The 24,953-nt window shown below is 45.3% G+C and carries 15 protein-coding genes; 3 read left to right on the forward strand and 12 right to left on the reverse strand.

All coding sequences use genetic code 11. From position 1 onward, the window contains the following. Positions 1 to 17 precede the first annotated feature (17 nt). The 7 genes from DBK98_RS07890 to DBK98_RS07920 form a co-directional block, all read right to left on the reverse strand. Positions 18 to 3,434 (reverse strand): SusC/RagA family TonB-linked outer membrane protein, encoded by a 3,417-nt coding sequence (locus DBK98_RS07890; RefSeq protein ID WP_005810462.1) that lies wholly within the window; start codon positions 3,432 to 3,434, stop codon positions 18 to 20. Positions 3,435 to 3,763: 329 nt separating this feature from the next. Continuing rightward, complete coding sequence (locus DBK98_RS07895) at positions 3,764 to 6,034, reverse strand: GH92 family glycosyl hydrolase (protein WP_032537229.1); 2,271 nt, start codon at positions 6,032 to 6,034, stop codon at positions 3,764 to 3,766. 336 nt (positions 6,035 to 6,370) lie between these two features. Then, complete coding sequence (locus DBK98_RS07900) at positions 6,371 to 8,638, reverse strand: GH92 family glycosyl hydrolase (protein WP_032537228.1); 2,268 nt, start codon at positions 8,636 to 8,638, stop codon at positions 6,371 to 6,373. 29 nt (positions 8,639 to 8,667) lie between these two features. Then, positions 8,668 to 9,666, reverse strand: a complete 999-nt coding sequence (locus tag DBK98_RS07905) for a FecR family protein (protein ID WP_022011427.1) — start codon at positions 9,664 to 9,666, stop codon at positions 8,668 to 8,670. A 52-nt stretch (positions 9,667 to 9,718) separates the two neighbouring features. After that, on the reverse strand, positions 9,719 to 10,273 hold the full coding sequence (locus DBK98_RS07910; protein WP_005775460.1) for an RNA polymerase sigma-70 factor: 555 nt from the start codon (positions 10,271 to 10,273) through the stop codon (positions 9,719 to 9,721). 15 nt (positions 10,274 to 10,288) lie between these two features. Beyond that, a complete protein-coding gene (locus tag DBK98_RS07915; protein WP_032537226.1) occupies positions 10,289 to 12,490 on the reverse strand; it encodes a GH92 family glycosyl hydrolase in 2,202 nt (733 codons plus the stop codon). A gap of 502 nt (positions 12,491 to 12,992) precedes the next feature. After that, the gene (locus DBK98_RS07920) at positions 12,993 to 14,186 is read right to left on the reverse strand and encodes a multidrug effflux MFS transporter (protein WP_032537225.1); all 1,194 of its coding nucleotides are present in this window, start codon (positions 14,184 to 14,186) and stop codon (positions 12,993 to 12,995) included. A gap of 149 nt (positions 14,187 to 14,335) precedes the next feature. On the opposite strand from DBK98_RS07920, the gene DBK98_RS07925 reads away from it, so the two are divergent. Further along, complete coding sequence (locus DBK98_RS07925; protein ID WP_005810447.1) at positions 14,336 to 15,190, forward strand: AraC family transcriptional regulator; 855 nt, start codon at positions 14,336 to 14,338, stop codon at positions 15,188 to 15,190. A 247-nt stretch (positions 15,191 to 15,437) separates the two neighbouring features. On the opposite strand, the gene alaS is transcribed toward DBK98_RS07925, so the two are convergent. Further along, entirely contained in the window at positions 15,438 to 18,056 is a 2,619-nt protein-coding gene (gene alaS, locus DBK98_RS07930) for an alanine--tRNA ligase (RefSeq protein ID WP_032537224.1), read from the reverse strand. Between the two features lie 103 nt (positions 18,057 to 18,159). Here alaS and DBK98_RS07935 point away from each other — a divergent pair, with 103 nt between their 5' ends. Both DBK98_RS07935 and DBK98_RS07940 read left to right on the forward strand, forming a co-directional pair. Next, positions 18,160 to 19,128, forward strand: a complete 969-nt coding sequence (locus DBK98_RS07935; RefSeq protein WP_005775469.1) for a M23 family metallopeptidase — start codon at positions 18,160 to 18,162, stop codon at positions 19,126 to 19,128. Positions 19,129 to 19,142: 14 nt separating this feature from the next. Next, a complete protein-coding gene (locus DBK98_RS07940; protein WP_032537223.1) occupies positions 19,143 to 19,508 on the forward strand; it encodes a MerR family transcriptional regulator in 366 nt (121 codons plus the stop codon). A gap of 43 nt (positions 19,509 to 19,551) precedes the next feature. On the opposite strand, the gene DBK98_RS07945 is transcribed toward DBK98_RS07940, so the two are convergent. From DBK98_RS07945 to DBK98_RS07960, 4 genes are all read right to left on the reverse strand, one after another. Next, complete coding sequence (locus tag DBK98_RS07945; RefSeq protein ID WP_005810438.1) at positions 19,552 to 21,798, reverse strand: bifunctional (p)ppGpp synthetase/guanosine-3',5'-bis(diphosphate) 3'-pyrophosphohydrolase; 2,247 nt, start codon at positions 21,796 to 21,798, stop codon at positions 19,552 to 19,554. A 68-nt stretch (positions 21,799 to 21,866) separates the two neighbouring features. Beyond that, positions 21,867 to 23,165, reverse strand: a complete 1,299-nt coding sequence (locus DBK98_RS07950; RefSeq protein WP_032537222.1) for a lytic transglycosylase domain-containing protein — start codon at positions 23,163 to 23,165, stop codon at positions 21,867 to 21,869. Between the two features lie 24 nt (positions 23,166 to 23,189). Beyond that, positions 23,190 to 24,059, reverse strand: a complete 870-nt coding sequence (locus DBK98_RS07955) for a DUF5683 domain-containing protein (protein ID WP_032537221.1) — start codon at positions 24,057 to 24,059, stop codon at positions 23,190 to 23,192. Further along, positions 24,060 to 24,950: a ParB/RepB/Spo0J family partition protein gene (locus DBK98_RS07960; protein ID WP_005775476.1), complete on the reverse strand. Its 891-nt coding sequence runs from the start codon at positions 24,948 to 24,950 to the stop codon at positions 24,060 to 24,062. Positions 24,951 to 24,953 lie beyond the last annotated feature (3 nt).

Genomic DNA, 24,953 nt, shown 5'->3' on the forward strand with positions numbered 1-24,953 from the left:
TATCTTTATTTATAAAATTAGAAACCAAGGTTAACTGAGAATCCGAATGTACGGGTATAAGGTACGGCCATGAAGTCGATGGCCTGTGAGAACATGGTCGTATCGTAACCACCTTCAGGACTTGTTCCCGGAGTGTGTTTCAACAGATAAGCCAGGTTGCGTGCCACGAATGATACATTCAGCGAGTTGATCGGTGTCTTTTTCAACATGCTTTTAGGGAATGTATAGCCGATAGCCAATTCTTTCAGTTTGATGAAAGAAGCGTCATAGATAAAGTCTTCCGCGTTCAAAGCACCGTAATAGTTGGAAGCTGAAATCTTTTGGGTATTCGGCGTTCCGTCTTCATATACTCCGGGGAATATCATCATGAAGTTGTCGCTTTCACCACGATTCATGGTACGTTTGGCCATACCTGAGCCTGTAGCGTTCATTTCAGAAATAGAGATGATATCACCGCCGAACTTCATATCGAACATGGCCGATAGTGTAAAGCCTTTGTAGGTGAATGACGGAGATACGGACATCAGCAAGTTGGGTTGGATATTTCCGATGGGTTTTGCCAGGCGTTCGTCAGCGTCAGTAGTAGTCATAGGCAGACCGTTTTCTTTGTTGATGATGATGTTGCCCTGTTCGTCACGTTTGTAAAGGGTCTTAGCATAAATTTCACCCAGTTTATGACCCGGACGTGCACCTACGTTGATCGGGAAGTTTGAGTCACCGTTGAAGTAGATGTAATCTACACCTTCAGCCAGTTTCTCTACGTTCGATACGTTTTTGGCCAGATTGACATTTAAGTCGAAAGAGAAGTCTTTCAGTTGTACCGGTGTCGAGTAAATCATCATTTCGAAACCTTTGTTGGTAATTAAACCTGCATTTACCCATTTCCCGCCACTCCAAGGAGCTGCGGCAGGCACTTTCATGATCTGGTTTTTCGTACGGCTGTAATAATAGGTAAAGTCAAATCCCAGACGGTTGTTGAGGAACTTCATATCCAGACCTGCTTCGTAGGATGAAGAGATTTCCGGTTTCAGTTGGTCGTTCATCTTCACGTTCGATTTGCTTGGGATCAGTTCACCCTTTTCGAACTTGAATCCGTAGGTGTTATACAGTTGATACGGATCTGTATCCTTACCTACTTGTGCTGCGGACAGACGTACTTTGGCAAAAGTTAACCAGTTTGGTAATGTCTTGTCCAGTGAACGAACAAAATCAGACACGACGAAACTCAAATTGGCAGACGGATAGAAGAAAGAGTTGTTCTTCTTTGGCAGTGTGGACGACCAGTCGTTGCGGGCAGTCAGGTCCAGTGACAGATACTCTTTCCAGGAGAGTTGCAGAGATCCGAAAACAGAGTTAGTAGCACGTTCATGGCCCGTTTCTCCCGCTGTGTTCAGCATATTGGCTGCATTGAAAATCCACTGTCCTTTATCAAGCATATTGCGTACACCGGCATTCAGTGACTCGTAGTTCTGGTACATGAAGTTACCGCCTACAGTGAAGCCCAGACGGAAATTGTCCGTCAATTGTTTGTCACCCATCAATACAATTTCCGCGTTCGATTCGAAGAAGTTCTGTTCTTCACGGTTCATTTCATCGTCTGTGATATCTTTGATACTGCTTTCGCCGTTGATACCGTCACCCGCATTAGTTTCTTCGATTCGGGTACGATAATAGTCGAATGCATACTTGGCGGATAGGTGCAACCAGTCGGTAAAGTTGATTTTCATTCCATAGTAACCGAAGGCTCTCCAACGTTCGTCAGAGTTGTGGCGTTGGTTCAGAACGTAATAAGGATTGCGGATACCGGCAGTAGGACCTGTCCAGTTCACGTGTGCATTGTCGGCTGTGGAGTATTGTTTCAGATCGTCCAGACGGATATTGTTAGGAATACCCATCAATTGAGCGATGGCTCCGTATGTACCGAAATAGGGGCGGTCTTCTGCTTTGGTGCGTGAAAGTGAAATCTTTCCATCCATAGAAAGATACTTGTTCATTTCCATTCCGGCATTCAGGTCAAGGTTGATTCGGTTCAGTTTTTCGTTCGGGAATACGCCTTTGTTGTTTGAACTACCAAAAGAAGCGCGGAAATGTGATTTGTCTGTAACGTTACTTACAGATACATTGTGGTTCTGTGCGAAGCCGGTATCGAAATAATCTTTCAGTTTGTTTCCGTATTTGGAGAAAGCATATGTGTCGCCGTTCCAGGCTTTCTGCATGCTTCCGTCCAATACCGGTCCCCAGCTTGAGGAGTCTGTCGGATCATATTTCGCGTAATATTGAGACAGCGGATTCTTGTTCTCATCCTGGGTCACAATGTGTCCCTGTCCATAGCGATCCTGCATCTCGAGGGTTTCGGCTACTTGACTCCAAGTGAAGTTACCGCTATAGCGCACTCCGAAACCGTCTTTCTTGCTGCCTTTCTTAGTAGTAACTAAGATAACACCGTTACCGGCACGTGAACCGTAAAGAGCGGCGGCATTCGGACCTTTCAGTACAGAAATCGATTCGATGTCTTCGGGGTTGATATCGACGGAAGAACCACCGCGGTCAACACCGCCGTAGTAAGTAGCATCCGAGTTATTGTTATCGCTAAACGGCACACCGTCTACAATCCAGAGTGGTTGGTTGTTGTCAGCCAGAGAAGAGTTACCACGAATCGTGATCTTGGTAGAACCGCCAAGACCTGTACCGGCCGTGTTCATTTGCAGACCGGCTACTTTACCTTGCAATGCACTGGTAACCGAAGGGTCTCCGGTCTGGTTCAGTTGGTCACCTTTGATTTCCTGTACGGCGTATCCCAACATTTTCTTTTCACGTTTGATACCTAAAGCTGTCACAACCACTTCACTGATCATCTGGGTATCTTCACTCATGGTTACGTTCAGGATGCTTTCCTTTGCAGGCAGTACTTGTTGTTTGTATCCGATATAGGAGAATACGATTTCAGCTTTCGGATCGTTGACCGTCAGGGTGTATTTACCTTCCAAATCGGTAATGGCTCCTGTGCTGGTACCTTTTACGGATACGTTTACACCGATCAGTGCTTCGCCGTTGGCATCTACAACCGTACCGCTGACCTGCCGTTTGATCGGGGTTTGTGCCGGATCCTGCTGTTTGGCAGCCTGAGACAGATAAACAATGTTATCTTCGATTTTGTATGTCAGGTTTTTGCCTTTAAGTGCAGTGTTCAGCAGTTGTTCCAGACTTACATTCTTTACTTCCAGATTCTCAATCGGCATGTTCGACGATTGATCGTCATAAAAGAATTGATACTTAGATTGGGATTGCACTGTCTTGATCACTTGCCCCAATGTAGTGCGGGGAGTCGAAAATGTGAATTGTGCGAATGACCACTGAATAGGAGCAGCAGCCAAAAGAATAACCAGCGATGCTTTGAGCAGCTTGGGTCTTTGAAACAGAGTTTTGTTTTTCATTGACTATAATTAAATTAATTAGTTAACTTTAAAAACATACAAGGTTTAAGCATGGTATTTATAATATAAATCAAGTGGCTTTTGTGCCCTTGATGTTAATAAAACAAGTATCCCGAAAGAAACACTTACTTCAGTTGCTGACTTTTTTGAGATTTATTTAGGAGGGACTTTCGAAGGGTGCTTTTCTCTCCTTTATTATGGGATGGGGCGACTCAGTTTAATGAGTAGGAGGATATTCAGCCTAATGAGTAGGGGCATTCCCATTGGGTTGAGTCGATCCACCATTTAAATGGAGGTGGATCGACTGCCTCTAAGACAAGTGGAGTTGCTTATTTCTCTTTTGAGAATGAATACGGAGCGTCTTCTTCGCTAATACCTCTGTTGAGATTAGGCTGTGATCCCATCTTGAACTTGAGGATTCCACCTTTCAGCAAATCGTCGTGCTTCAAATAGTTCCGTGATGATTCCTTTCCATTCATACGGAGCGATTCAATGTACAGGTTTTCTTTACTGTTATCCGGTGCATCTATCACGAGGTTATTGCCGTTCTCAAAATGCAGAGTTGCCTTTTTAAAAAGGGGAGCTCCTAAGACATACTCGTCTGTACCCGGACATACGGGATAAAATCCGAGTGCGGAGAATACGTACCAGGCAGACGTCTGTCCGTTGTCCTCGTCACCACAATAGCCGTCAGGTCCCGGAGTATACATGCGGTCCATCACCTGACGAAGCCAGTATTGTGCTTTCCAAGGTTGTCCGGCATAGTTATACAGGTAAATCATGTGTTGTATCGGTTGGTTGCCATGCGCATAGTTGCCCATATTCATTACTGTCATTTCACGAATCTCATGAATCACCTGTCCGTAATAACTGTCATCGAACACCGGCGGAACGGCAAATACGGAATCGAGCATTGTGATAAACATCTTTTTACCTCCCATCAGATCGATCAGGCCTTGCGGGTCATGAAATACCGACCAGGAATAATGCCAACTGTTGCCTTCTGTAAAAGCATCACCCCATTTCAGCGGAGAGAACGGTGACTGGAACTGTCCGTTTTCATTGCGGCCACGCATCAGTTTGCTTTCTTTGTCAAATACATTCCGGTAATTCATGGCACGTTTGGCAAACTGTTCGATTTCTTTTTGGGGGCGGTTCAGTGCTTTACCCAATTGATAGATACACCAGTCATCATAGGCATACTCCAATGTACGGGCGGTGTTCTCATTGATTTTCACATCATAAGGGACATACCCCAGTTTGTTGTAATATTGATAGCCCAGACGTCCGGTAGAAGAAACCTCCGGATGCACGTTTTTCGTACCGTGAATCAATCCCTCATACAGGGTCTTCACATCATCTACCTTCACTCCTTTCAGATAAGCATCTGCCAGTACTGATGCCGAATTATTGCCAACCATGCAGCCTCTATGTCCGGGACTTGCCCATTCCGGGAAGAAGCCGCTTTCTTTGTACGTGTTGATGAGTCCCTCCTGTATCTCTTTGTTTACCGAAGGATACATCAGGTTCAGGAATGGGAACAAGCAACGGAATGTATCCCAAAATCCGGTATCGGTGTACATATATCCGGGAAGCACCTGACCGTTGTAGGGACTATAATGAATCGGTTGACCGTCCGCTGTCAGTTCATAGAATTTACGGGGAAACAGGAGAGAACGGTAAAGACAGGAGTAGAATGTACGGTACTGATCCAGATTGCCGCCTTCTACTTCTATTTTGCCCAATACATGATTCCAGGCATCATTCCCTTTCTGTACCAGTTGTTCAAAGGAGTCGTTGCCTAACTCTTGCAGATTCTGAGTCGCTTGTTCGAAACTGATGAACGAAGAGGCTATGCGGGCATGTACGATTTCGCCTTTCCGGGTGCGGAAACCGATGACAGCTCCGGTATGATCGGCTTTCTGTTCCAGACTGCCTTCTTCCAGTTTTTTATCAGCGAAAGTGCCTTTGTAAGAGAAAGGCTTATCGAACTCGATGACAAAGTAATTTTTGAAGTTCTCGGGTACTCCGCCACTGTTACGGGTGGTATAGCCGATGATTTTATTTTCTTCCGGAATTACTTTTACGTAAGAACCCTTGTCGAAAGCATCTACAACAACGTACGAATGCTCGTTTTCGGGAAAAGTGAAGCGGAACAGGACTGCACGCTCCGTCGGGGTCATTTCGGTCACGACATCATGTTCGGCCAAGTATACTTTATAATAGGCCGGAGTGGCAACCTCGCCTTTGTGACTGAACCAACTGGCACGTTTTTCTTCGTCAAACTCCGGTTTGCCTGTTATGGGCATGATGGAGAACTGTCCGTAATCGTTGATCCAAGGACTGGGTTGATGGGTTTGTTTGAATCCCTTGATTTTGTTGGCTGTGTACGTATATTGCCATCCGTCTCCCATCTTACCGGTTTGTGGTGTCCAGAAATTCATTCCCCACGGGCGGGCAATGGCGGGATAGGTGTTCCCGGTTGATAACTCGAAAGAGGACTGTGTTCCCATCAAGGGGTTAACATATTGGGTCCAGTCTTTGGCCTTAGCCATCAATGAGCAAGCTACAAGGCAAGCGGTCAAAAGAATTTTTTTCATGGTGTGAATAAGAGGTCTCGGAGACGTGTCAAATCTTGCCACAGAAGACACAGAGCAAAAGCAAAGTCATGGATGATTCATATGAACACTCCGTGCGACCCTGTGGTGAAAAGGCTTTTGATATAGCTCCGGACCTTTTTTATTAAATGAATATTATGTAATTTCTATCTACTATGATTACATGGGGCTATGTTAAAACTCTTTTTACCACGGAGTAACACAGAGTATCGCAGAGCTTTTTGCTAATAATCAGTAACTTAAATCACCTCTGTGCTACTCTGTGTCCTCTGTGGTGAGTTTTGACACACCCTCTCTGTTCCCTCTTCCTGAGAGAGATTAGGGTTGCGGTCGCCGATCTGTCATCTCAATTTCCAGTGTACTTCCCGCCACAATGTCATCATGTGTGAAGAAAGGCTTTTCCAGCGGTTCCCCGTTCAGCTTCATGCTTTTGATATACTTATTCTTTTTAGAGTTATTCTTGGCTATTACTATAAATTTCTTTCCATCAGGCAGATTGACCACAGCTTTGTCAAATGCAGGGCGTCCTATGGAATAAACCGGTTTACCGGGACATACCTGATAGAATCCCATGGAGTTCAGTACATACCAAGCGGACATTTGGCCGCAATCTTCATTACCCGATAGTCCGTCTACGGTATTGGCATATTGACTGCGGTATACACTGTCTACCAATTCCTGAGTTCGCCATGGGCGGTTCACGTAGTTGTACATGTGAATCACGTGATGGCTTGGTTCATTTCCATGTGCATATTGGCCGATCAGTCCGCTGATATCCGAAGAGATCGTTTCGCCCTCCAGTGAGGAGTCGGCGGTAAACAGAGAATCCAGTTTGCCGACAAAGGCATCTTCACCTCCCATCAGTTTCACCAAACCTTCGATATCGTGGGGGACAAACCAGGTCCACTGCCAGGCAGTTCCTTCGCAATAGTCGTCGTTGCGGTGAGTAGATGAACGTGGGTTGAACGGAGTGCGCCATTCCCCCTTACTGTCCAGTCCCCGCATAAAACGGGTTTCCGGGTCGAAGTAGAATTCATAAGCTTTCGCAAAGCGGGCATATTTATCCCGGGTGTCATAGTCATTCAGTGCATCGGCAAAGATTGAAATGCACCAGTCATCATAAGCATATTCCAATGCTTTGGCAACCGATTCATTTTCGCGGTCGCATGGCACGTAACCGATCGAGTTTTTATAATATTTTGCTTTCGGCATCAAGTGAGGCAGCACCAGGGCAGGACATTTGATTCCTGTCGTATCATATTCAGCCGCACGCACACACGCACGATAAGCCTCCTGAATATCGAAGTTGCGGTCACCTTTCATATACGCATCTACAATAACAGGAACAGCATGGTAGCCAATCATTGTACCGGTATAATTGGAAGCCATATCCCACATCGGGAAAATCCCACCTTCCTGTTGCTTTTTGATCAGAGAACGTATAAAGTCATTGTTCAGGTCCGGATCGATAATGGTCATCAACGGATGAAGTGCACGGAAAGTGTCCCACAGTGAGAAGATGGTATACATCGGATTAAGCGTGTCACCTTGATGTACTTGTAGGTCCATGCCCAGATAGCGTCCGTCTACATCTGTAAACAGGTTTGGGCTGACGGCAGTGTGATAAAGTGCGGTGTAGAAAATGGTCTTATCATCCTTGTCATTCGTGGTGATATCTATCTTCGACAAAGTTTTGTTCCATGCTTTGCGTGCTTCCTTACGTACTCCGTCAAAGTCCCAATCGGGTATTTCTGCTTCCACATTTTTGCGTGCGCCTTCTATATCTACGGCGGATATTCCGACTTTTACAAATACTTGTTCGTCTTTTGCCGTGTTAAAGTGTAGCAGTACTTTGCAGGTCGGCAGTAATTTACCTCCTTCGTCAAGCGCCATCGAGTCGGTTACCAGTGTGTAAGTGAAAGGTTTTGAGAATTTTGCATAAAAGTTGATGTATTGGTCGAAGGCCCAGTACATTGTTTTCTTTCGTCCACAAATTTCGGTAGGGCTGATGACTTCTATCTCCATCTCTTTATTGGTCTGTCGTTGCAGGCTATAGTCAAAATCGAGGATGAATCCGGCTTCTCTACTTTCCGGGAAAGTGTATCTGTGGATGGCTGCCCGTTTGGTTGCAGTTAGTTCGGCCTTTACCTGATAGGTGTCCAGGAAAACGGAGTAATAGCCCGGTTCGGCAGTCTCGTTCTGGTGTGAAAAGCTGGAAGCATAAGCCATCTTCTGGCTCTGTGAACCTGTTGGGAGATATTTCTGTTCGCCTACCGTAGGCATCAGTAGCACATCCCCATAGTCACAACAACCGGTTCCGCTCAGGTGGGTGTGTGAAAATCCGTTGATGGTAGAGTCTGCATAGTAATAGCCCGAACAAGCGTCCCACCCATCTATACGGGTGTCCGGGCTGGGTGAAATCATGCCATGGGGCAGGATAGCGCCCGGAAAAGTGTGGCCGTGTCCGCCGGTACCGATAAATGGGTTGACATAGGCTGCATAATCAGTTATGTCCGGCGAGTTTGTGCAGGAGTTCAGAGACAATAAGCCTCCTAAACATCCCGCCAGGAATGTTCTAAATCTCATGGTACTATATGTTTATTTTAATTAGTTGTTTACTTGTTACGTGAAGAAATAAAAATATTATCTCCCACGATCTTATAACTGATTGGTATAGAGTTGTCCAGTGATTGGAGTACAGACTCTATATTATCTTTCTTTTTCAGTACACCCGAATAAGTTTTGTCTGACTTTATGTCGGGTGAGAGAATGATCTTCACATCATAAAAACGTTCCAGTGTCCGGGTGATGGCAAAGATGTCGGCTTGTTCAAACGGAATCAGGTCATTGTGCCATACGGCATCCAGTTTGGCATCTACCTGCTTCACTACCAGTCGGCGGGTTGTTTTATTCAGTTCGGCTTTTTGTCCCGGCGAAAGGATGATCATTCCTTCCTCATTGTTGCCTTTAACCTCTATTTCTCCTTCGATTAATGTCGCTTCCGCCAGTTTGTGGCTTTTGTCACACTTGAAGTTGAAAGTCGTGCCCAATACTTTGATGCGCATCGCTTCACTTTTTACGATGAAAGGACATTGGCGGTTTTTAGTGACCTCAAAGTAGGCTTCTCCGTCAAGGAATACATCTCTTTCGGTATTGGAGAACTCTCGTGGATACCTCAGTGTTGCCGACTGATTCAGCCATACCTTACTGCCATCGGGCAGTACTATTTCCTTCACTTTTCCGTCCGTAGATGAAGCTGTTATCATATCCCGGGTGGGGTCAGCCTGGTAATATAAATATCCGCCTCCGGCACCGACCATCAAAGCCAGTACGATGATGGCTGCATATCGCATCCATTGGTGCATTCTGATAACCTTGCGGCTATGTGCCTCCTCCTGAGCCAGCTTTTTGCATAGTCGTGCTTCTGCCCGGGCTGTTCTTTTCTGATCCGGGAAGCTGTCGTGTCTGCCCAAATGATATATCTCCTCCATCCGGAAAAGTCGGCGGGCATTGTCATCTGATTCCTTGATCCAAGCGTTTACTCTGGCAAAATCTTCGTCAGAACATTCGCCCGTCAGATATCTCATCAATATTTCTTCGCTCAGATTATTCATCTTTTCTTTTTCATTATATAATAGAAACAACTAATTCTTTAAAAACACTTATCTATTTGATAAAAAATAATAGGAATAAAAGCCATAAATGGCTAAGACGGCTGCGTAAGAACTTCAGCGCCTTGTACATGTGGGCTTCTACCGTGCGTAAAGATACTCCCATTACGTCAGCTATCTCTTTATTTTTCATTTCGTGCAGGTAGCTCAGTTTGAATACCTCCTTACATTTGTCCGGCAGTTCATTGATGGCTTCGTAGATTTCGTTCCGCAATTCACGGTCTTCTATTCGCCGGATAACTTCGTTGTTGTCCGGTTGGTAGAATTCAGCCCGTTTCTGGTTGATTTCTTCCACAGCGGCGCAGTATCCATCCTCTATACTGCGATGTTTCAGCACATTCAGCGCCCGGGTATATACCGCCCGGTAAAGGAAGGCCTGGATTTGGTCACCTATCACCATGGAGTCTTTTCGTCTCCACAGTTCCACAAATACGTCTTGAACCACGTCTTCTGCTTCTTCGTCACCCACCAGGCGGGTGGCGTAGAATATCAGGTTCGGATAGTATTTGCGAAACAGTGCTTTGTAGGTTATGTCAAATGTATCGTCCATCTTTTTAGCTACATATTACCTCTTTTTTCCCATCTCAAATTCAAGGATTGCACCACTCATGATCTGTTCATGTGTAATATAACTCTTATCATAGGGCTTCCCATTCAACTTGGTTGACAGGATATAAATGTTTTCCTTGTTGACTGCGGGAGCTTTGACAGTGAATGTTTTTCCGTTGCCGAGGTGCATTTGTATTTCCGGGAAAAGGGGAGTGCCTATCTCATATTTACCGCTTATCGGATCGACGGGATAGAATCCCATAGCGCTGAATACATACCAGGCAGACATTTGTCCGCAGTCTTCATTACCACAAAGTCCGGCAGGAGTGTTCTGGTAAAGTTCGTTCATCACTTTGGCTACATACTCCTGAGTCTTCCAAGGCTGACCTACTGCATTGTATAAGTAGATGACGTGGTGGCTGGGTTCATTGCCGTGTGCGTATTGTCCGATCATTCCGGTGCTGAACAGAGGAAGTTCGTCATCAGCCGAGGGATGGAAGGTGAACATGCTGTCCAGCTTTTGGGTAAAGCGTTCTTTTCCTCCGACCAGGCTGATCAGTCCGTCTACATCGTGTTGTACTGACCAGAAGTATTGCCAGCCGTTGCTTTCACAGATGTGAGGAGTATAAGCGTCTGCTTCAAAGCCTTTCTGGAATTCTCCTTTGTCATCACGTGGCTGCATAAACGAGGTGGCAGGGTTATACACATTACGATAATTCTGCGACCGCTTATAAAATTCGTCCGCAATCTCTTTCTTTCCCAGTTTTTCTGCCATACGGGCTATGCAGTGATCATCGTAGGCATATTCCAGTGTTTTAGACAATGACCAGTTTTCGGCATTATAACTGTCTTTTTCATTGAAGGGGACATAGCCCAGTTTTTTGTAAGCGCCTATTCCGCGATAGTTGTCCAGATTGGCGGTAACTACACAGGCTTCCAATGCTTTTTCGGGATCGAAATTGCCTATACCTTTTAAATAAGCATCCACAATTACGGGAACGGCATGATAACCGATCATCATGTCGGTTTCACTTCCATAAAAGTTCCAGACCGGTAAACGCCCGTTCTGTTCGTAGAATGCAAGAAATGATTTCACCATGTCGTTCACTCGTTCCGGTTCGGTATATGTGAACAGAGGATGTGCGGCACGATATGTATCCCACAGTGAGAAAGTGCTGTAGTTCACCCATCCGTTTGCTTGATGTATCTTTTTATCCGGTCCGTAGTAAGCACCGTCCACATCGCTGTAGATGGTGGGGGCAAGCATACTGTGGTACATCGCAGTGTAGAAGTTTACCCGGTCGTCTTTGTTGTCACCTTTGATTTCTATTTTAGAGAGCTGCCTGTTCCAGTTGTCACGGGCAGCCTCACGGTATTTTTCAAAATCATTTTCAGGCACTTCAGCTGTCAGGTTCTTGGCGGCACCTTCCATGCTTACGCCTGACAGTGCTGTATTGACAAGAATCTGTTCACCGTCTTCCGTGTCAAAGTCGAAACGGGCTACAGTAGCGGTACCTATTCGTTTACCGTCTTTCATAATGGCGGTAGTATCCATCTGTACGGCAGCAAAAGGCTTGGAGAAGCGGGTGCGGAAGTATACGTGTTGATTTCGTGCCCATCCGTCGGAAAAGCGATATCCCTGAATAGTCACCGAATCTATTACTTCTATGTGAGAGTCGTTGGTGAAGTCCCAGTTCATAGCCTTTTTCAGGTTGAGGAAGATAGCGGCTTTCGCTTCGGGAAAAGTGTAACGCTGAATGCCACACCGTTCGGTGGCTGTCAATTCTACATTGATTCCATAATCTTTCAGCAGTACCTGATAATATCCTGCCGTGGCGCTTTCGTCCTGATGGGAAAATTTGGAGTAGACGCCCAACGGAGCTTCTGCTTCTTTGTAGGGCAAGGTGACAGGCATAAACGAAATGTCATATAAGTCTCCGGCTCCCGTACCCGAAAGGTGAGTATGGCTGAACCCGGCAATTGTGCTGTCGGGATAGAAATATCCTGAAATGCGGTCCCAGCCGGGCAGTCCGTTGTCCGGACTAAGCTGAACCATGCCGAAAGGTGCTTGCGCTCCGGGATATGTGTTACCGGTGAAGTCTGTTCCGATAAATGGGTTTACATATTGTGTGTAATCAGTGGTTGTCTGCTTGGGGGCAGACGTACAGGCTGTAAATACGAATAAAAGAATAAATGATAAATGAAAAAATGCTTTCATGCGGCTTGGGTTAGAATTTTAGTAATTGATTGATTCAGTGTACAAAGGTAGAGAATATAAATGTAAAACGAAAGAACTTGTGTGTGGATTGATTCGTCTTTTTGTTTTTCGGCTCGTTATTACGGGGTAGGAGGACTGCTATTCTAAACTGCTGAGTGTAGACAATACATTTTCCGTTTCGGTTATCTCTTCTTTGTGTTTTGAAAATAGATATGTATAGATAAAGTACTTCTTCCCCCTGGGCGATCGAATGTATAAGTGTGATTTGTGCAGAGTTCCTATAGGTGGTTTAAAGGAAGGGAATCATTGGTTTAAAACCGAAGGGGCATTGGTTTTAAAGGAAGGACCTTTTGCTTTTAAACTAATGTTTGGGCAGTTAAAGGTCTGTTTATAGGTGAATTGTAATTTATGCTACGCTTCGACTTTATCTTCTGTAAGTCGTATTGGATTTGGAACTTCCTTTTGACGTTTGTCAGGAAAAGATATTTGAATGTGAAAGCTTTCAATGATATAGCAGTCCGGAGGGCTGAGCGGATCGTGACAATACATATCGCGTGCACGCATAGGTACAAACAGAACCTGCTAAAAACAATATTCCGGTAGAGGTCATCATATCTCCTAAGCTTACCAGGGGCGATACGATACCTCCGAATGCAAACCCGGTGGCTCCCAAAAGTGCCGAAGCAATGCCTGCATTCCGTCGCTCACACTCCATGGCTAACGTGTTGGATGCCGTAAAAGTCATGCCAATCATGGAGAGTAGAGCGAAGATCAATAACTCGTAGATCCAAAAATCACAACCCAGAGGCAAGAGCACCATTGACAGCGCAGATACTAACAACATGCCCCGGCTTCCTATATATAAAGCCCGTTCCATAGTAGGCAATTTTATCGATATTGCTGAAGAGATAACCATTGCTATCGCATTGATTCCAAAGCAGAGGCTGAACGATAGGGGAGAGAGTCCGTAGTGTTGCTGCATGATGAATGGTGCAGAAGAGATATTGGCAAACAATATTCCCATGGTAAAGCCATATTGCAGGACGTAGCCTACATAACGGCGGTTGCGTAGGACTTCCCCAAAACGATGGTATAGGGCTTGCCAACTCACAACCTGTCTGTGTTCTGTCGGAAGCGACTCATTCAGGTGCAGACTTCCGGATAGGAGAGCCACTCCCATAAGGAATAAGCAGATAAAGATGCCTTGCCAGCCTGTTATCTGGGCCAGAATACCTCCTCCGATGGGGGCAACGACTGTAGCAATTCCGTTTATTCCCCCGATAATGGCGAGCATACCGGCCAGTTGGTGTCCCGAATACTCGTCGGTAGCTATGGAGCGGGAAATCACGACACCACCTGCTCCGGCAATGCCTTGTAAGAATCGGGATACCACAAATAGTGAAATGGTGTGTGAAAAGATACATCCCAGCGTAGCGAGCAGGAACAGAATCATAGCCAGAAGTAATGGAGAACGCCGTCCGTACTTGTCACTCAGGGGACCGAAGATTAATTGTCCGGCAGCCAAACCAATCATACTGGTTGTGAGTCCTAATTGTACCATGGAAGATGAAGTCTGGAAAAAATCTGCCATAGCCGGCAGGGTAGGCAAATACATATCCATTATAAAAGGACCGAAGGCACTTAATACACCTAAAAATAATAATAAGAACCGTCTGGAATTCTGTCTGTCAGTCATTGCTATTCTCTTTGATCAATACAGTCGCAAAATTACTTCATTTGTTAGGAACCGGACGTAGGCTAATCTGTACAAAATATGTTGTTTTCAGAACAAAATAGTCCGAATACAAAAAATAAACCTACATTTGTTGCCTAAAACAGACTTTCATGAAAACAGACCAATTGCTTGCCGATACGAAAACGATCCGATATGAAGAGACAGATCTGACTTCTTTGATATCGACTCCATATCATTTCCGGTGTGGTATCTATCTGATTTGTACGCGGGGGGAAGCCATTGTCTCTACCGGTGTGCAGAAATATATATTTAATGAACAGACAGAACTGATCTTCCTGACCGGTAGCCTGCTGCAAGTGCTTGAAGCTTCCGAGGATTTGCAGGTGAAAATGTTGATGTTTCCTAAAGAAGCATTTCTAAATGCCATGTTACCTATTGATACACCCTACTTTAATTATACTCACGAACATCCCTGTTACCGCCATACTGCTGACGAACGAAGTCAGAAGACTTGGCGCCAGATCAATTTGTGGATGGATATGGCACAAATGTTGTTTACCGAACCGATGCCGCAGTTCAGAGGACAACAAGAGCACAATTTTTTGCAAAGTTTGCTCATGTGGCTGTTTAATACGATTCCGGAAAAGTTGGCTGTCAGCAAGCAATATAGCCGTACTCAATTACTCTGCCACCGGTTTATGCAATTGATCCGCGAATATAGTATGCATGAACATCAGGTCGCTTTTTATGCCGGAAAACTTTGTATATCGTCTCGTTACCTGCATAAAATTACAGTTCGGCATTTAGATGGAAAGAAACCCAAGCAGCTTATTGATGAACAGTTGGTGGCTGAAATAAAGGTACTGTTGAATGAACCCCGTCTATCTGTAACAGAGATAGCTGAGCAACTGCATTTTCCGGATCAATCCTATTTGACACATTTCTTTAAGAAGAATACAGGTATCTCTCCAAAAGAATTTCGGGCGATAAAGAATCTCGGATGAGGCTGAGTCTGCCCACTCTTCTCCGTTATTGTAATAGTGGGAGTAGAATAAAAAAGATAATTCTTGCTTTTCCCGGGGGATAAAGTGAGTTTGTGATATGGACATTCGATGAAGGGGAATGAATAGAAAGAGTCCGGTGCAGTACCGGACTCTTTACTCGGAGAGTCTATGATGTTTGATCTGACTTCCAGCTTTATATGGAAACTTTCGGACAGCGTGGTTCCCTTCTCGTGGAGAGTCGGGACTTTTAGATACCTGCCAGTTCCAGTACCTTTTCAACAGCAGCGTTCAGTCCGTCCGGATTTTTACCGCCGGCTGTCGCAAAGTGAGGTTGACCGCCACCGCCACCTTGAATCAGTTTGGCAGCTTCTTTTACCAGATTACCTGCTTTCAATCCGCCTACAACCAGATTATCGCTGATCATGACCGTCAGCATTGGCTTGTTGGCATCAACTGTTCCGGCCACAAAGAACAGGTTCTCTGTAATTTCGCCACGGAGTTGGAAAGCGATGTTCTTCACTACTTCCGCGGGCATCGGCAGGCAGAACTTAATGACTTTTATGCCGTTAATTTCTTGTACATTCTTCAGCAGGCGTTCTTTGACGGCGGCTTCTTTCTCTTTCATAAAGTCTTCCACCTGTTTTTTCAGCCCTGCGTTTTCATCGATATACTTACGAATGGCTACGCCAAGGTCGGGAGCATTGTTGAAAAGAGCTTTCAAATCGTTCAAAGTATCCTGGATCGTATCCAGCATTTCTTCTACGCGGGCTCCGGTATATGCTTCGATACGGCGTACACCGGCAGCTACTGAACTCTCAGAGATAATTTTTACCATACCGATGTTTCCGGTAGCAGCAACGTGAGTACCTCCACAGAATTCAATGGATGAGCCGAACTGGATAACACGTACGTGGTCACCATACTTCTCACCGAACAGGGCGATTGCCCCCAGTTCTTTAGCTTCTTCGATAGGGATGTTGCGATGTTCCTGCAATGGAACATTGGCACGTATCTTTGCATTTACCAAATGCTCCACTTTGCGGATTTCTTCATCCGTTACTTTCTGGAAGTGAGAGAAGTCGAAGCGCAGAGAATCCGGAGTTACCAAGGAGCCTTTCTGTTCAACATGCTCTCCCAATACTTCACGGAGTGCTTCGTCCAGTAAGTGAGTGGCAGAGTGATTGGCTGCACAAGCTGCACGTTTGTCGGTGTTTACACAAGCCATCATCGGAGCCTCCGGATGTTCGGGAAGTTTTTTTGTTATGTGTATCGGAAGATTGTTTTCTTTTTTAGTGTCGATCACTTCAATAGTTTCGAACTCACTTACCAATACACCGATGTCACCTACCTGACCACCGCTTTCTGCATAGAACGGGGTATAATCTAATACGATTTGGTACAGAGTCTGATTTTTCTGTTTCACCTGGCGATAACGCAGAATAGAGGTTTCATATTCTGTATAGTCATACCCTACGAATTCTGTTGTGCCTTCTTTCAAAATAATCCAGTCGCCTGTTTCAATGGCAGCGGCGTTGCGTGCACGTTGTTTTTGCTGTTGCATTTCGGCGTCGAATTCCACTGTGTTCACTGTCATGCCGTTTTCACGCAGAATCAGTTCTGTCAGATCGAGCGGGAAACCAAACGTATCATACAGCGTAAAGGCGTCTTTGCCACTGATTTCTGTTTTTCCGGTGGCTTTTGTGTCCGCCATGGTTTTGTCGAGCAAGCGGATACCGGTTTCCAAAGTGCGTAGGAATGATTCTTCTTCTTCTTTGATAACCTTTTCGATCAACTCTTTTTGAGCAATCAGTTCCGGATAAGCATCACCCATGCTGTCAATCAGAACCGGAAGCAATTTGTACATAAACGCTTGTTTCTGTCCAAGGAATGTATATCCGTAGCGAACGGCACGGCGGAGGATACGACGAATCACATAACCGGCTTTGGCATTCGACGGCAATTGTCCGTCGGTGATTGAGAAAGCGATAGTACGGATATGGTCGGCAATCACACGCATAGCGATGTCGTTCTGTTCATTCTTGCCATATTCTGTTCCCGCCATTTGAGCGATTGATTTGATCAGTGGCTGGAATACGTCAGTGTCGTAATTGGATGTTTTACCTTGCAAAGCCATGCAAAGACGTTCGAATCCCATACCGGTATCGATAACTTTTGCCGGTAGCGGTTCGAGGCTGCTGTCGGCCTTGCGGTTGTATTGCATGAATACGAGGTTCCAGATTTCTATTACCTGGGGATGATCATGGTTCACCAAATCGCGTCCTGAAATCTTAGCACGTTCTTCAGCCGGGCGGAGGTCGATGTGGATCTCCGAGCAAGGACCGCAGGGGCCTGTATCACCCATTTCCCAAAAGTTATCATGCTTGTTGCCGTTGATGATATGGTCTTTGGGAAGGAATTGTTCCCAGATGGAAGCTGCTTCGTTATCACGTTCCAGCCCTTCTTCGGGGCTTCCTTCGAACACCGTGGCATACAGGTGTTCCGGGTTCAGCTTCAATACATCTATTAGATATTCCCATGCCCAACTGATGGCTTCTTTCTTGAAATAATCGCCGAATGACCAGTTACCCAGCATTTCGAACATGGTGTGATGATACGTATCGTGTCCCACTTCTTCAAGGTCATTGTGCTTTCCGCTTACGCGAAGACATTTTTGCGAGTCCGCGACTCTGTGGTATTTCGCCGGGTGGTTACCCAAAATAATATCTTTAAACTGGTTCATCCCTGCATTGGTAAACATCAGGGTAGGGTCATCTTTAATCACCATCGGAGCCGAAGGAACAATCTGATGTCCTTTTGACTCGAAGAAATTCTTAAACGAATCTCTGGTTTCTTTTGCAGTCAACATACTTCTATATATCTATTGTTGAGGTTAATATTCTGAAAAAAGCAGTGCAAAGATAGCTTGTTTTTATTATTTTTGCCGTATTAACAAGCGAAATATTTATAAGATGCGCAAAGTTTACTATATCTATAATCCGCAAACGCAGACTTATGACCGGATTTATCCGACTGTCCGACAACGGGCATTGAGCATTCTCCGCCGTCTTTTTATCGGGATGGGGCTGGGGGCCGGCAGTTTCATTATATTGTTACTGATTTTCGGCTCTCCTTCAGAGAAGGAGTTGCGGAAAGAGAATAGCCAACTTTTGGCGCAATATAATGTTCTTTCTCGTCGTCTTGACGAAGCAATGGGAGTGCTTCAGGACATTCAGCAACGTGATGATAACCTTTACAGGGTCATTTTTATGGCCGATCCCGTTTCACCGGCCATTCGTCAGGCGGGCTATGGCGGTACGAACCGTTATGAAGAACTGATGGACATGGCCAACTCAAAACTGGTGGTTAATACGACTCAGAAGATGGACGTGCTGAGTAAGCAACTTTATATACAATCCAAGTCGTTTGACGACGTGGTGGCGATGTGTAAAAATCATGACCAGATGTTAAAGTGTATTCCTGCCATCCAGCCGATATCTAATAAAGATCTTCGGAAGACAGCTTCCGGTTATGGTACACGTATCGACCCTATTTACGGAACGACGAAGTTTCATGCCGGTATGGACTTTTCTGCTCATCCCGGGACGGATGTGTATGCCACTGGTGACGGGACAGTGGTGAAAATGGGGTGGGAGACCGGTTATGGCAATACTGTTGAGATTGATCATGGCTTCGGGTATCGTACCCGTTATGCTCATTTGCAGGAGTTTCGTACTAAACTGGGTAAAAAAGTGGTACGCGGTGAGGTGATTGCCGGAGTGGGAAGCACCGGAAAGAGCACCGGACCGCATTTGCATTACGAAGTGCATGTCAAGGGGCAAGTGGTGAATCCGGTTAATTATTACTTCATGGATTTAAGTGCGGAAGATTATGAACGTATGATTCAGATAGCTGCCAACCACGGTAAAGTGTTTGACTAAACAAAAAGAGAATTATGCAAAATACAGAAAGGGATCTGAAATTATATTACTCTATCAGTGAAGTTGCCCAGATGTTCGATGTCAATGAGTCGTTGCTTCGTTTTTGGGAGAAGGAGTTTCCGCAAATTGCCCCTAAAAAGGGTAGCCGTGGGGTACGCCAATACCGGAAAGAGGATGTAGAAACCATCCGTCTGATTTATCACTTGGTGAAGGAACGGGGGATGACTTTGCCCGGAGCCCGCCAAAAATTGAAAGATAATAGAGAGGCAACAATCCGGAACTTTGAGATTATCAATCGTCTTAAGCAGATTAGAGAAGAACTGCTTGGAATGAGGAATGCCCTTGATAGATTTTCAACGACGCACGGAGAGGAACGATGAACGCAGGTTGGTACTCCTGTTATCGTTCATCGTTGATGGTTCATTAGTTTTCTACGCGTGTCACTGACTTTATATTTGGAATCTTGCGCAAATTGTTGCAAATGGCTTTTACGTCTTCCACATCGTGCACGTATAACTGTACTTTTCCTTCAAAAATGCCGTCATTGGTCTCCATGTCCAGCTTTCGGATATTAACGTTCAGTTGGCGTGAAATGACCTGCGTGATTTCGTTCAGTAATCCTACATTATCTATGCCTTTTACATAAATATATACCAGGAAAGAAAGTTTCTTGTGTGTATCCCATTCTGTGGCAATGATACGGTTGCCATAACTGCTTTTTAACTTAGCCGCTACCGGACATTGGCGTTTATGGATGATGATGCGGTCGTTTTCATCCATATATCCCAGTACGTCGTCACCGGGGATGGGATGACAACATTCGGCCATGATATATTTCTTTTGCAGCGCATCTTCCGTCAGTTTAAGAATCTGTTTGGTATTAATCTTCTCTTTTTCTTGCGGTTCTTTTTCTTCCTGCTGTTTGTCTTTATTGTTGTTGCCAAAAGAGAAAGTCAGATACTTCATCCAGTTACTGCTTTGCTTCTCCTTCAGTTCATTCTTGTCGGCGTCTCCCAATACGATGGTTTTGTTGCCGATGGCTACATGTAATTCTTCTTCATTCTTCATGTTATGCAGTTTGCATAACTTCTCGATGACAGCTGCTTCCGGACGGATCTCCTCTTTCTTAAAGAATTCGTTCAACAATTCTTCTCCTTCTTTCTGGAAGGTTTTTCGTTCTTTACGCAGAATAGCTGCAATCTTTGCCCTTGCCCTTGCAGTAGTGGCAAATACTTCCCATTGTGGCTGTACACGTTGCGACTTGGATGTCAGTATCTCCACCTGATCTCCACTTTGTAATTTATGGCTTAGGGGCACCAGTTTATGATTGACTTTGGCGCCGATGCAATGGCTTCCTATATCTGTGTGCAGGGAGAATGCAAAATCCAGCGCAGTAGAGTTCTGTGGCATGGTTTTAAGCTCTCCTTTCGGAGTGAAGACAAAAATCTCCGAAGCAAATAAATTCAATTTGATTGTATCGAGGAAGTCGATGGCGTCCGGTTGCGGATCGTCGAGTATTTCTTTAATGGTACGCAGCCACTTTTCCAATTCACCTTCATCTTCGCTGCCTCCTCCTTCTTTATATTTCCAGTGGGCGGCAAATCCTTGTTCGGCCACATCGTTCATCCGTTCGCTACGTATCTGGACCTCGATCCATTGTCCGTTGTTTCCCATCAAGGTGACATGCAGTGCCTGGTATCCATTGGCTTTCGGGTGGCTCACCCAGTCGCGCAGGCGGTCGGGGTGGGGTTTATAGATTTTAGAGATTGAGACATAGATGTCAAAACAATCATTCAGTTCCTCCTCCATATTGCGTGGTTCGAAGATAATTCGTACAGCCAGCAGGTCATAAATTTCTTCAAAGGGAACATGCTTGGTTTGCATTTTGTTCCAGATGGAGTAGATTGATTTCACGCGTGCCAGGATACGGTATTTTAGCCCCATCTTATCCAGTTGCTCTCGTATCGGGGCGGTGAATTCATTAAATACCTTGTCACGTTCGGCCGCTGTTGCGTTCAGCTTTTCTTCAATTTCCTGATATTCTTCAGGATGTTCATATTTGAAACTGAGGTTTTCCAGCTCTGTTTTGATCTTATACAGTCCCAGGCGGTTGGCAAGAGGTGCATAAATATACAATGTTTCGCCTGCGATCTTATACTGTTTGTTGGGTAACATAGAGCCGAGGGTACGCATGTTGTGCAGACGGTCGGCTATTTTGATTAAGATCACCCGGATGTCATCGGACATCGTGAGCAGGAGCTTTTTAAAGTTCTCTGCCTGTGCCGAAGCGCGGTCACCAAAGATACCTCCGGAAATTTTAGTTAGCCCGTCGACAATTTGTGCGATTTTAGCTCCGAAAATGTTTTCGATATCTTCTACCGTATAGTCGGTATCTTCTACGACATCGTGTAAAAGGGCAGCACAAATGGAAGTCGAACCAAGCCCGATTTCGTTGCATACGATTTTTGCGACGGCAATGGGGTGCATGATATAAGGCTCCCCGGAGCGTCGTTTGATGCCTTTATGTGCCTGATTGGCAAAATTAAAGGCCTTGGTTATAATCTCAATACGTTTACGGTGCTTGGTAGCAAGATAATCGTTCAGCAATTCTTGAAAAGCTTGTTCAATCATTTGCTCTTCAGCTATTTCTTTCTGGTTCTCAGTGTCCATAATTTAGTCCTTTCGTTCCTTTTCTGCAAAAATAATCAAATTTAAACATCAGGCAAGCGAAAGGGGATTTATTTGTATATTTTCAAACGTTTTCCTGCGGAAATGTTAGTTCCCCGCAGTCCGTTCCAACTTTGAAGATCTTTTACGCGTACACCATATTTTGCTGCAATAGCTCCCAAGGTGTCTCCATTTTTGATTTTATAATATGTGGGTGTACCATTGCCTGCTTTGGCAGAGTTACCTTTCCTTCTGGAAGCAGGACTGTCATTTTTAATGGCTACTGTACGCCGGTTTTTGAATAATTCGTCGGCACGGTGGGCGTAAATAGTGTCCTGGCGATCGATGAACGAACTTACGGCGTTTTGTGGAAGGCGCAAAGTATAAGATTTGCTTTCACCCGGAATTATCTCTTTTTTGTATTGTGGATTGAGACTTCTGATTTGATCCATCGGAACATTGCACAAGTCGGCAATCTGTTGGAAGTGAAGGTTTTTGTTTACCTGAATCGTATCGGTACTTTCCGGAATATCGGTTTCCATCGGACAGATATTATGATCGCAGTAATAGGTCATTACATAGTTGGCTGCTATAAATGCCGGTACATATCCTCTTGTTTCTTTGGGCAAGTAGTTATAGATGCTCCAATAATCGGTTTCTCCTCCTGCACGGCGGATGGCTTTGTTGATGGTGCCCGGTCCGCAATTGTATGCTGCGATCACAAGATTCCAGTCATGATAAATATCATATAGATCTTTCAGGTAGCGTGCTGCTGCCCAAGTTGCCTTTATCGGGTCACGACGGTCGTCCACCAGGCTGTTCGATTCCAGCCCGTACATTTTGCCGGTTCCTATCATGAACTGCCACAAACCTCCTGCACCTGCGCGTGATACTGCCGACGGGTTCAGAGCCGATTCGATGATAGGTAAATACTTCAGCTCCAATGGCAGATTATACGCATCGAGAGCTTCTTCGAAGATAGGCATGTAGAAGTTGCAGGCACTCAGCATAAAAGATACCTGATTTCGCAGGCGGCCGGCATACATATCGATGAACTTACGTACGATTTCGTTGTATGGCATCTCCATTACGGTCGGCATGCGCGATAAGCGGTCGATATATACGGAGTCACTGAACAACGGATTGATTTCCGCCGTACTGCAATCTTTTCCTAAGTCAATGTAGTTTTTGGCTTTCCAGTCGTTGAGCAGACTATCGAGGGGATAAGTCATACTTTTCGGAAGCTCGATGCTTTCCTGGCGTTCTTTGCCGTTGTCGCGAATCACTACGTCTACACTCTGTGCGTTTACCTTTGGGGTGGCAAACAAAAACAATAAAATCAGGGGGCAATAGTTTGCTAATTTCTTCATTCTTATTTGTTCAATCTTCATGGGTTAAAATCTGAGGCTGCATTGCACGCCTACCGACTTACTGCCGGGTTGTAACGGGTTATTATTTATAATAGTAGGTTCCACCCTCATGCTTAGGTCGGGTGATATGTCGAAATTGGATAACTCCGCGTCTACATAGGCGTCGATAACGGAAATCAGATATACGCCGATGACAGCGAATATACTGAGGTCACGATAGCGGCGATACGTATCTTTCCGTTTGCGGAGTATATCTTTCAGCTGGGTATCGGTGTAATTGTGATTCGGCGGAAGTAAATCCTGATAGCTGTTCGTATTTGGATTATTGTCCATAATATCCATATAAGCCTGAGCATAGTCCTTATACATTTTCCCGTTCCAGCTTAATGCATAGGCGCATCCGGCGAATCCACCATATATAATAGGTAGTTTCCAGTATTTGCGGTTATATATCTGTCCGCCACCCGGAAATACGATGGCATACCAGGTTGCTTTCGTCGGGTTAGGTACGAACATTTTTTTAGGCATGATGGGAGGCGGCAGGCTATCTGTCTTTACGACTGACGGAATGACAGGTGTTTCTATCTTTTCCAGGTTCTGCCGGTTGACTTCCTCGAGGCTGTCTGCCGTAACAATGGCGGGTTTCCGGTTTTCCAAACTGTCTATCGGCGGGAGGATAACCGCTTTATCCACTTTTACACTGTCGGCGACCGGCGAAGAAACTACCGGTTCACGATGGCGGCGTGCCCGTGCTTTAGGGGCCTCGCGGACCGGAGAGATGGAATCCTGGACTGTTTTTACAGGCTCCTGTGCATACACATCAATCCCTGCTACCTGAAAGAAACAGAGAAGCAGGGCAATGTATAGCTGATATGTTTTACTTTTTTTCGTCATTTATTTCTTCAGTGAGTCGAAGATTTCCATGATACGTTCCAGTTCCTCTTCATTACTAAAAGGAATACTGATCTTCCCTTTGCCCTTTTCAGAGCAAGTCAGTTGTACCTTGGTGTTAAAAAATCCCGATAGATGTTGTTTCAGCATGTTGAACTCCTCGGGCAGTTTGGCCCGCTTCGGGGTAATCTTTTTGGTTCCGCTCTTCACGGCTTCTCCTTCGCTCAGTGATTTTACTATTTCTTCTACTTTGCGGACAGAGTATCCGTGTTCCAGAATTTCTTCGAAAATTTTAACTTGTAGTTTCGGGTCGCCCAGTGTGATCAATGCCCGGGCATGTCCCATGTCTATCTGTTTGTTCTGCAGTGCCATTTGTATCGGTGCAGGCAATTTGAGCAGACGCAGATAGTTGGCAATGGTTGTGCGTTTCTTGCCGACACGTTCACTTAACCGCTCCTGTGTCAGGTCATATTGCTCTATCAAGTGTTGGTAAGCCAGTGCGATTTCTACCGAATTAAGATCCTCGCGCTGTATATTTTCTATCAGCGCCATCTCCATCACGTTTTCATCATCGGCTGTGCGGATGTATGCAGGAATCGTGTCCAGTCCGGCTTTCTGTGAAGCGCGGTAGCGACGTTCCCCGGCAATGATCTGGTACTCGTCGTCCGAGACTTTGCGCAGGGTGATGGGTTGGATAATTCCTATTTCCCTGATCGAATCGGCCAACTCTTCCAGTGCCGTTTCATCAAATTCGCGACGCGGCTGGTTGGGGTTGACGGAGATTTTCGACAGTTCTATTTCGTTAATAGACGAAGAACCTTCGGTTTTCACCTCCTCCATGGAGAGCAGGGCGTCGAGCCCGCGGCCTAATGCATTTCTTCTTTGTGTTGCCATATC

The sequence above is a fragment of the Bacteroides sp. PHL 2737 genome, from assembly GCF_004115325.2.
Taxonomy (GTDB): Bacteria; Bacteroidota; Bacteroidia; order Bacteroidales; family Bacteroidaceae; genus Bacteroides; species Bacteroides hominis.

Excerpts from the sequence above, each read along its gene's own strand:
- DBK98_RS07890 (WP_005810462.1), bottom strand. The coding sequence starts at position 3,434 with ATGAAAAACAAAACTCTGTTTCAAAGACCCAAGCTGCTCAAAGCATCG.
- DBK98_RS07895 (WP_032537229.1), bottom strand. The coding sequence starts at position 6,034 with ATGAAAAAAATTCTTTTGACCGCTTGCCTTGTAGCTTGCTCATTGATG.
- DBK98_RS07900 (WP_032537228.1), bottom strand. The coding sequence starts at position 8,638 with ATGAGATTTAGAACATTCCTGGCGGGATGTTTAGGAGGCTTATTGTCT.
- DBK98_RS07905 (WP_022011427.1), bottom strand. The coding sequence starts at position 9,666 with ATGAATAATCTGAGCGAAGAAATATTGATGAGATATCTGACGGGCGAA.
- DBK98_RS07910 (WP_005775460.1), bottom strand. The coding sequence starts at position 10,273 with ATGGACGATACATTTGACATAACCTACAAAGCACTGTTTCGCAAATAC.
- DBK98_RS07915 (WP_032537226.1), bottom strand. The coding sequence starts at position 12,490 with ATGAAAGCATTTTTTCATTTATCATTTATTCTTTTATTCGTATTTACA.
- DBK98_RS07920 (WP_032537225.1), bottom strand. The coding sequence starts at position 14,186 with ATGACTGACAGACAGAATTCCAGACGGTTCTTATTATTATTTTTAGGT.
- DBK98_RS07925 (WP_005810447.1), top strand. The coding sequence starts at position 14,336 with ATGAAAACAGACCAATTGCTTGCCGATACGAAAACGATCCGATATGAA.
- alaS (WP_032537224.1), bottom strand. The coding sequence starts at position 18,056 with ATGTTGACTGCAAAAGAAACCAGAGATTCGTTTAAGAATTTCTTCGAG.
- DBK98_RS07935 (WP_005775469.1), top strand. The coding sequence starts at position 18,160 with ATGCGCAAAGTTTACTATATCTATAATCCGCAAACGCAGACTTATGAC.
- DBK98_RS07940 (WP_032537223.1), top strand. The coding sequence starts at position 19,143 with ATGCAAAATACAGAAAGGGATCTGAAATTATATTACTCTATCAGTGAA.
- DBK98_RS07945 (WP_005810438.1), bottom strand. The coding sequence starts at position 21,798 with ATGGACACTGAGAACCAGAAAGAAATAGCTGAAGAGCAAATGATTGAA.
- DBK98_RS07950 (WP_032537222.1), bottom strand. The coding sequence starts at position 23,165 with ATGAAGAAATTAGCAAACTATTGCCCCCTGATTTTATTGTTTTTGTTT.
- DBK98_RS07955 (WP_032537221.1), bottom strand. The coding sequence starts at position 24,059 with ATGACGAAAAAAAGTAAAACATATCAGCTATACATTGCCCTGCTTCTC.
- DBK98_RS07960 (WP_005775476.1), bottom strand. The coding sequence starts at position 24,950 with ATGGCAACACAAAGAAGAAATGCATTAGGCCGCGGGCTCGACGCCCTG.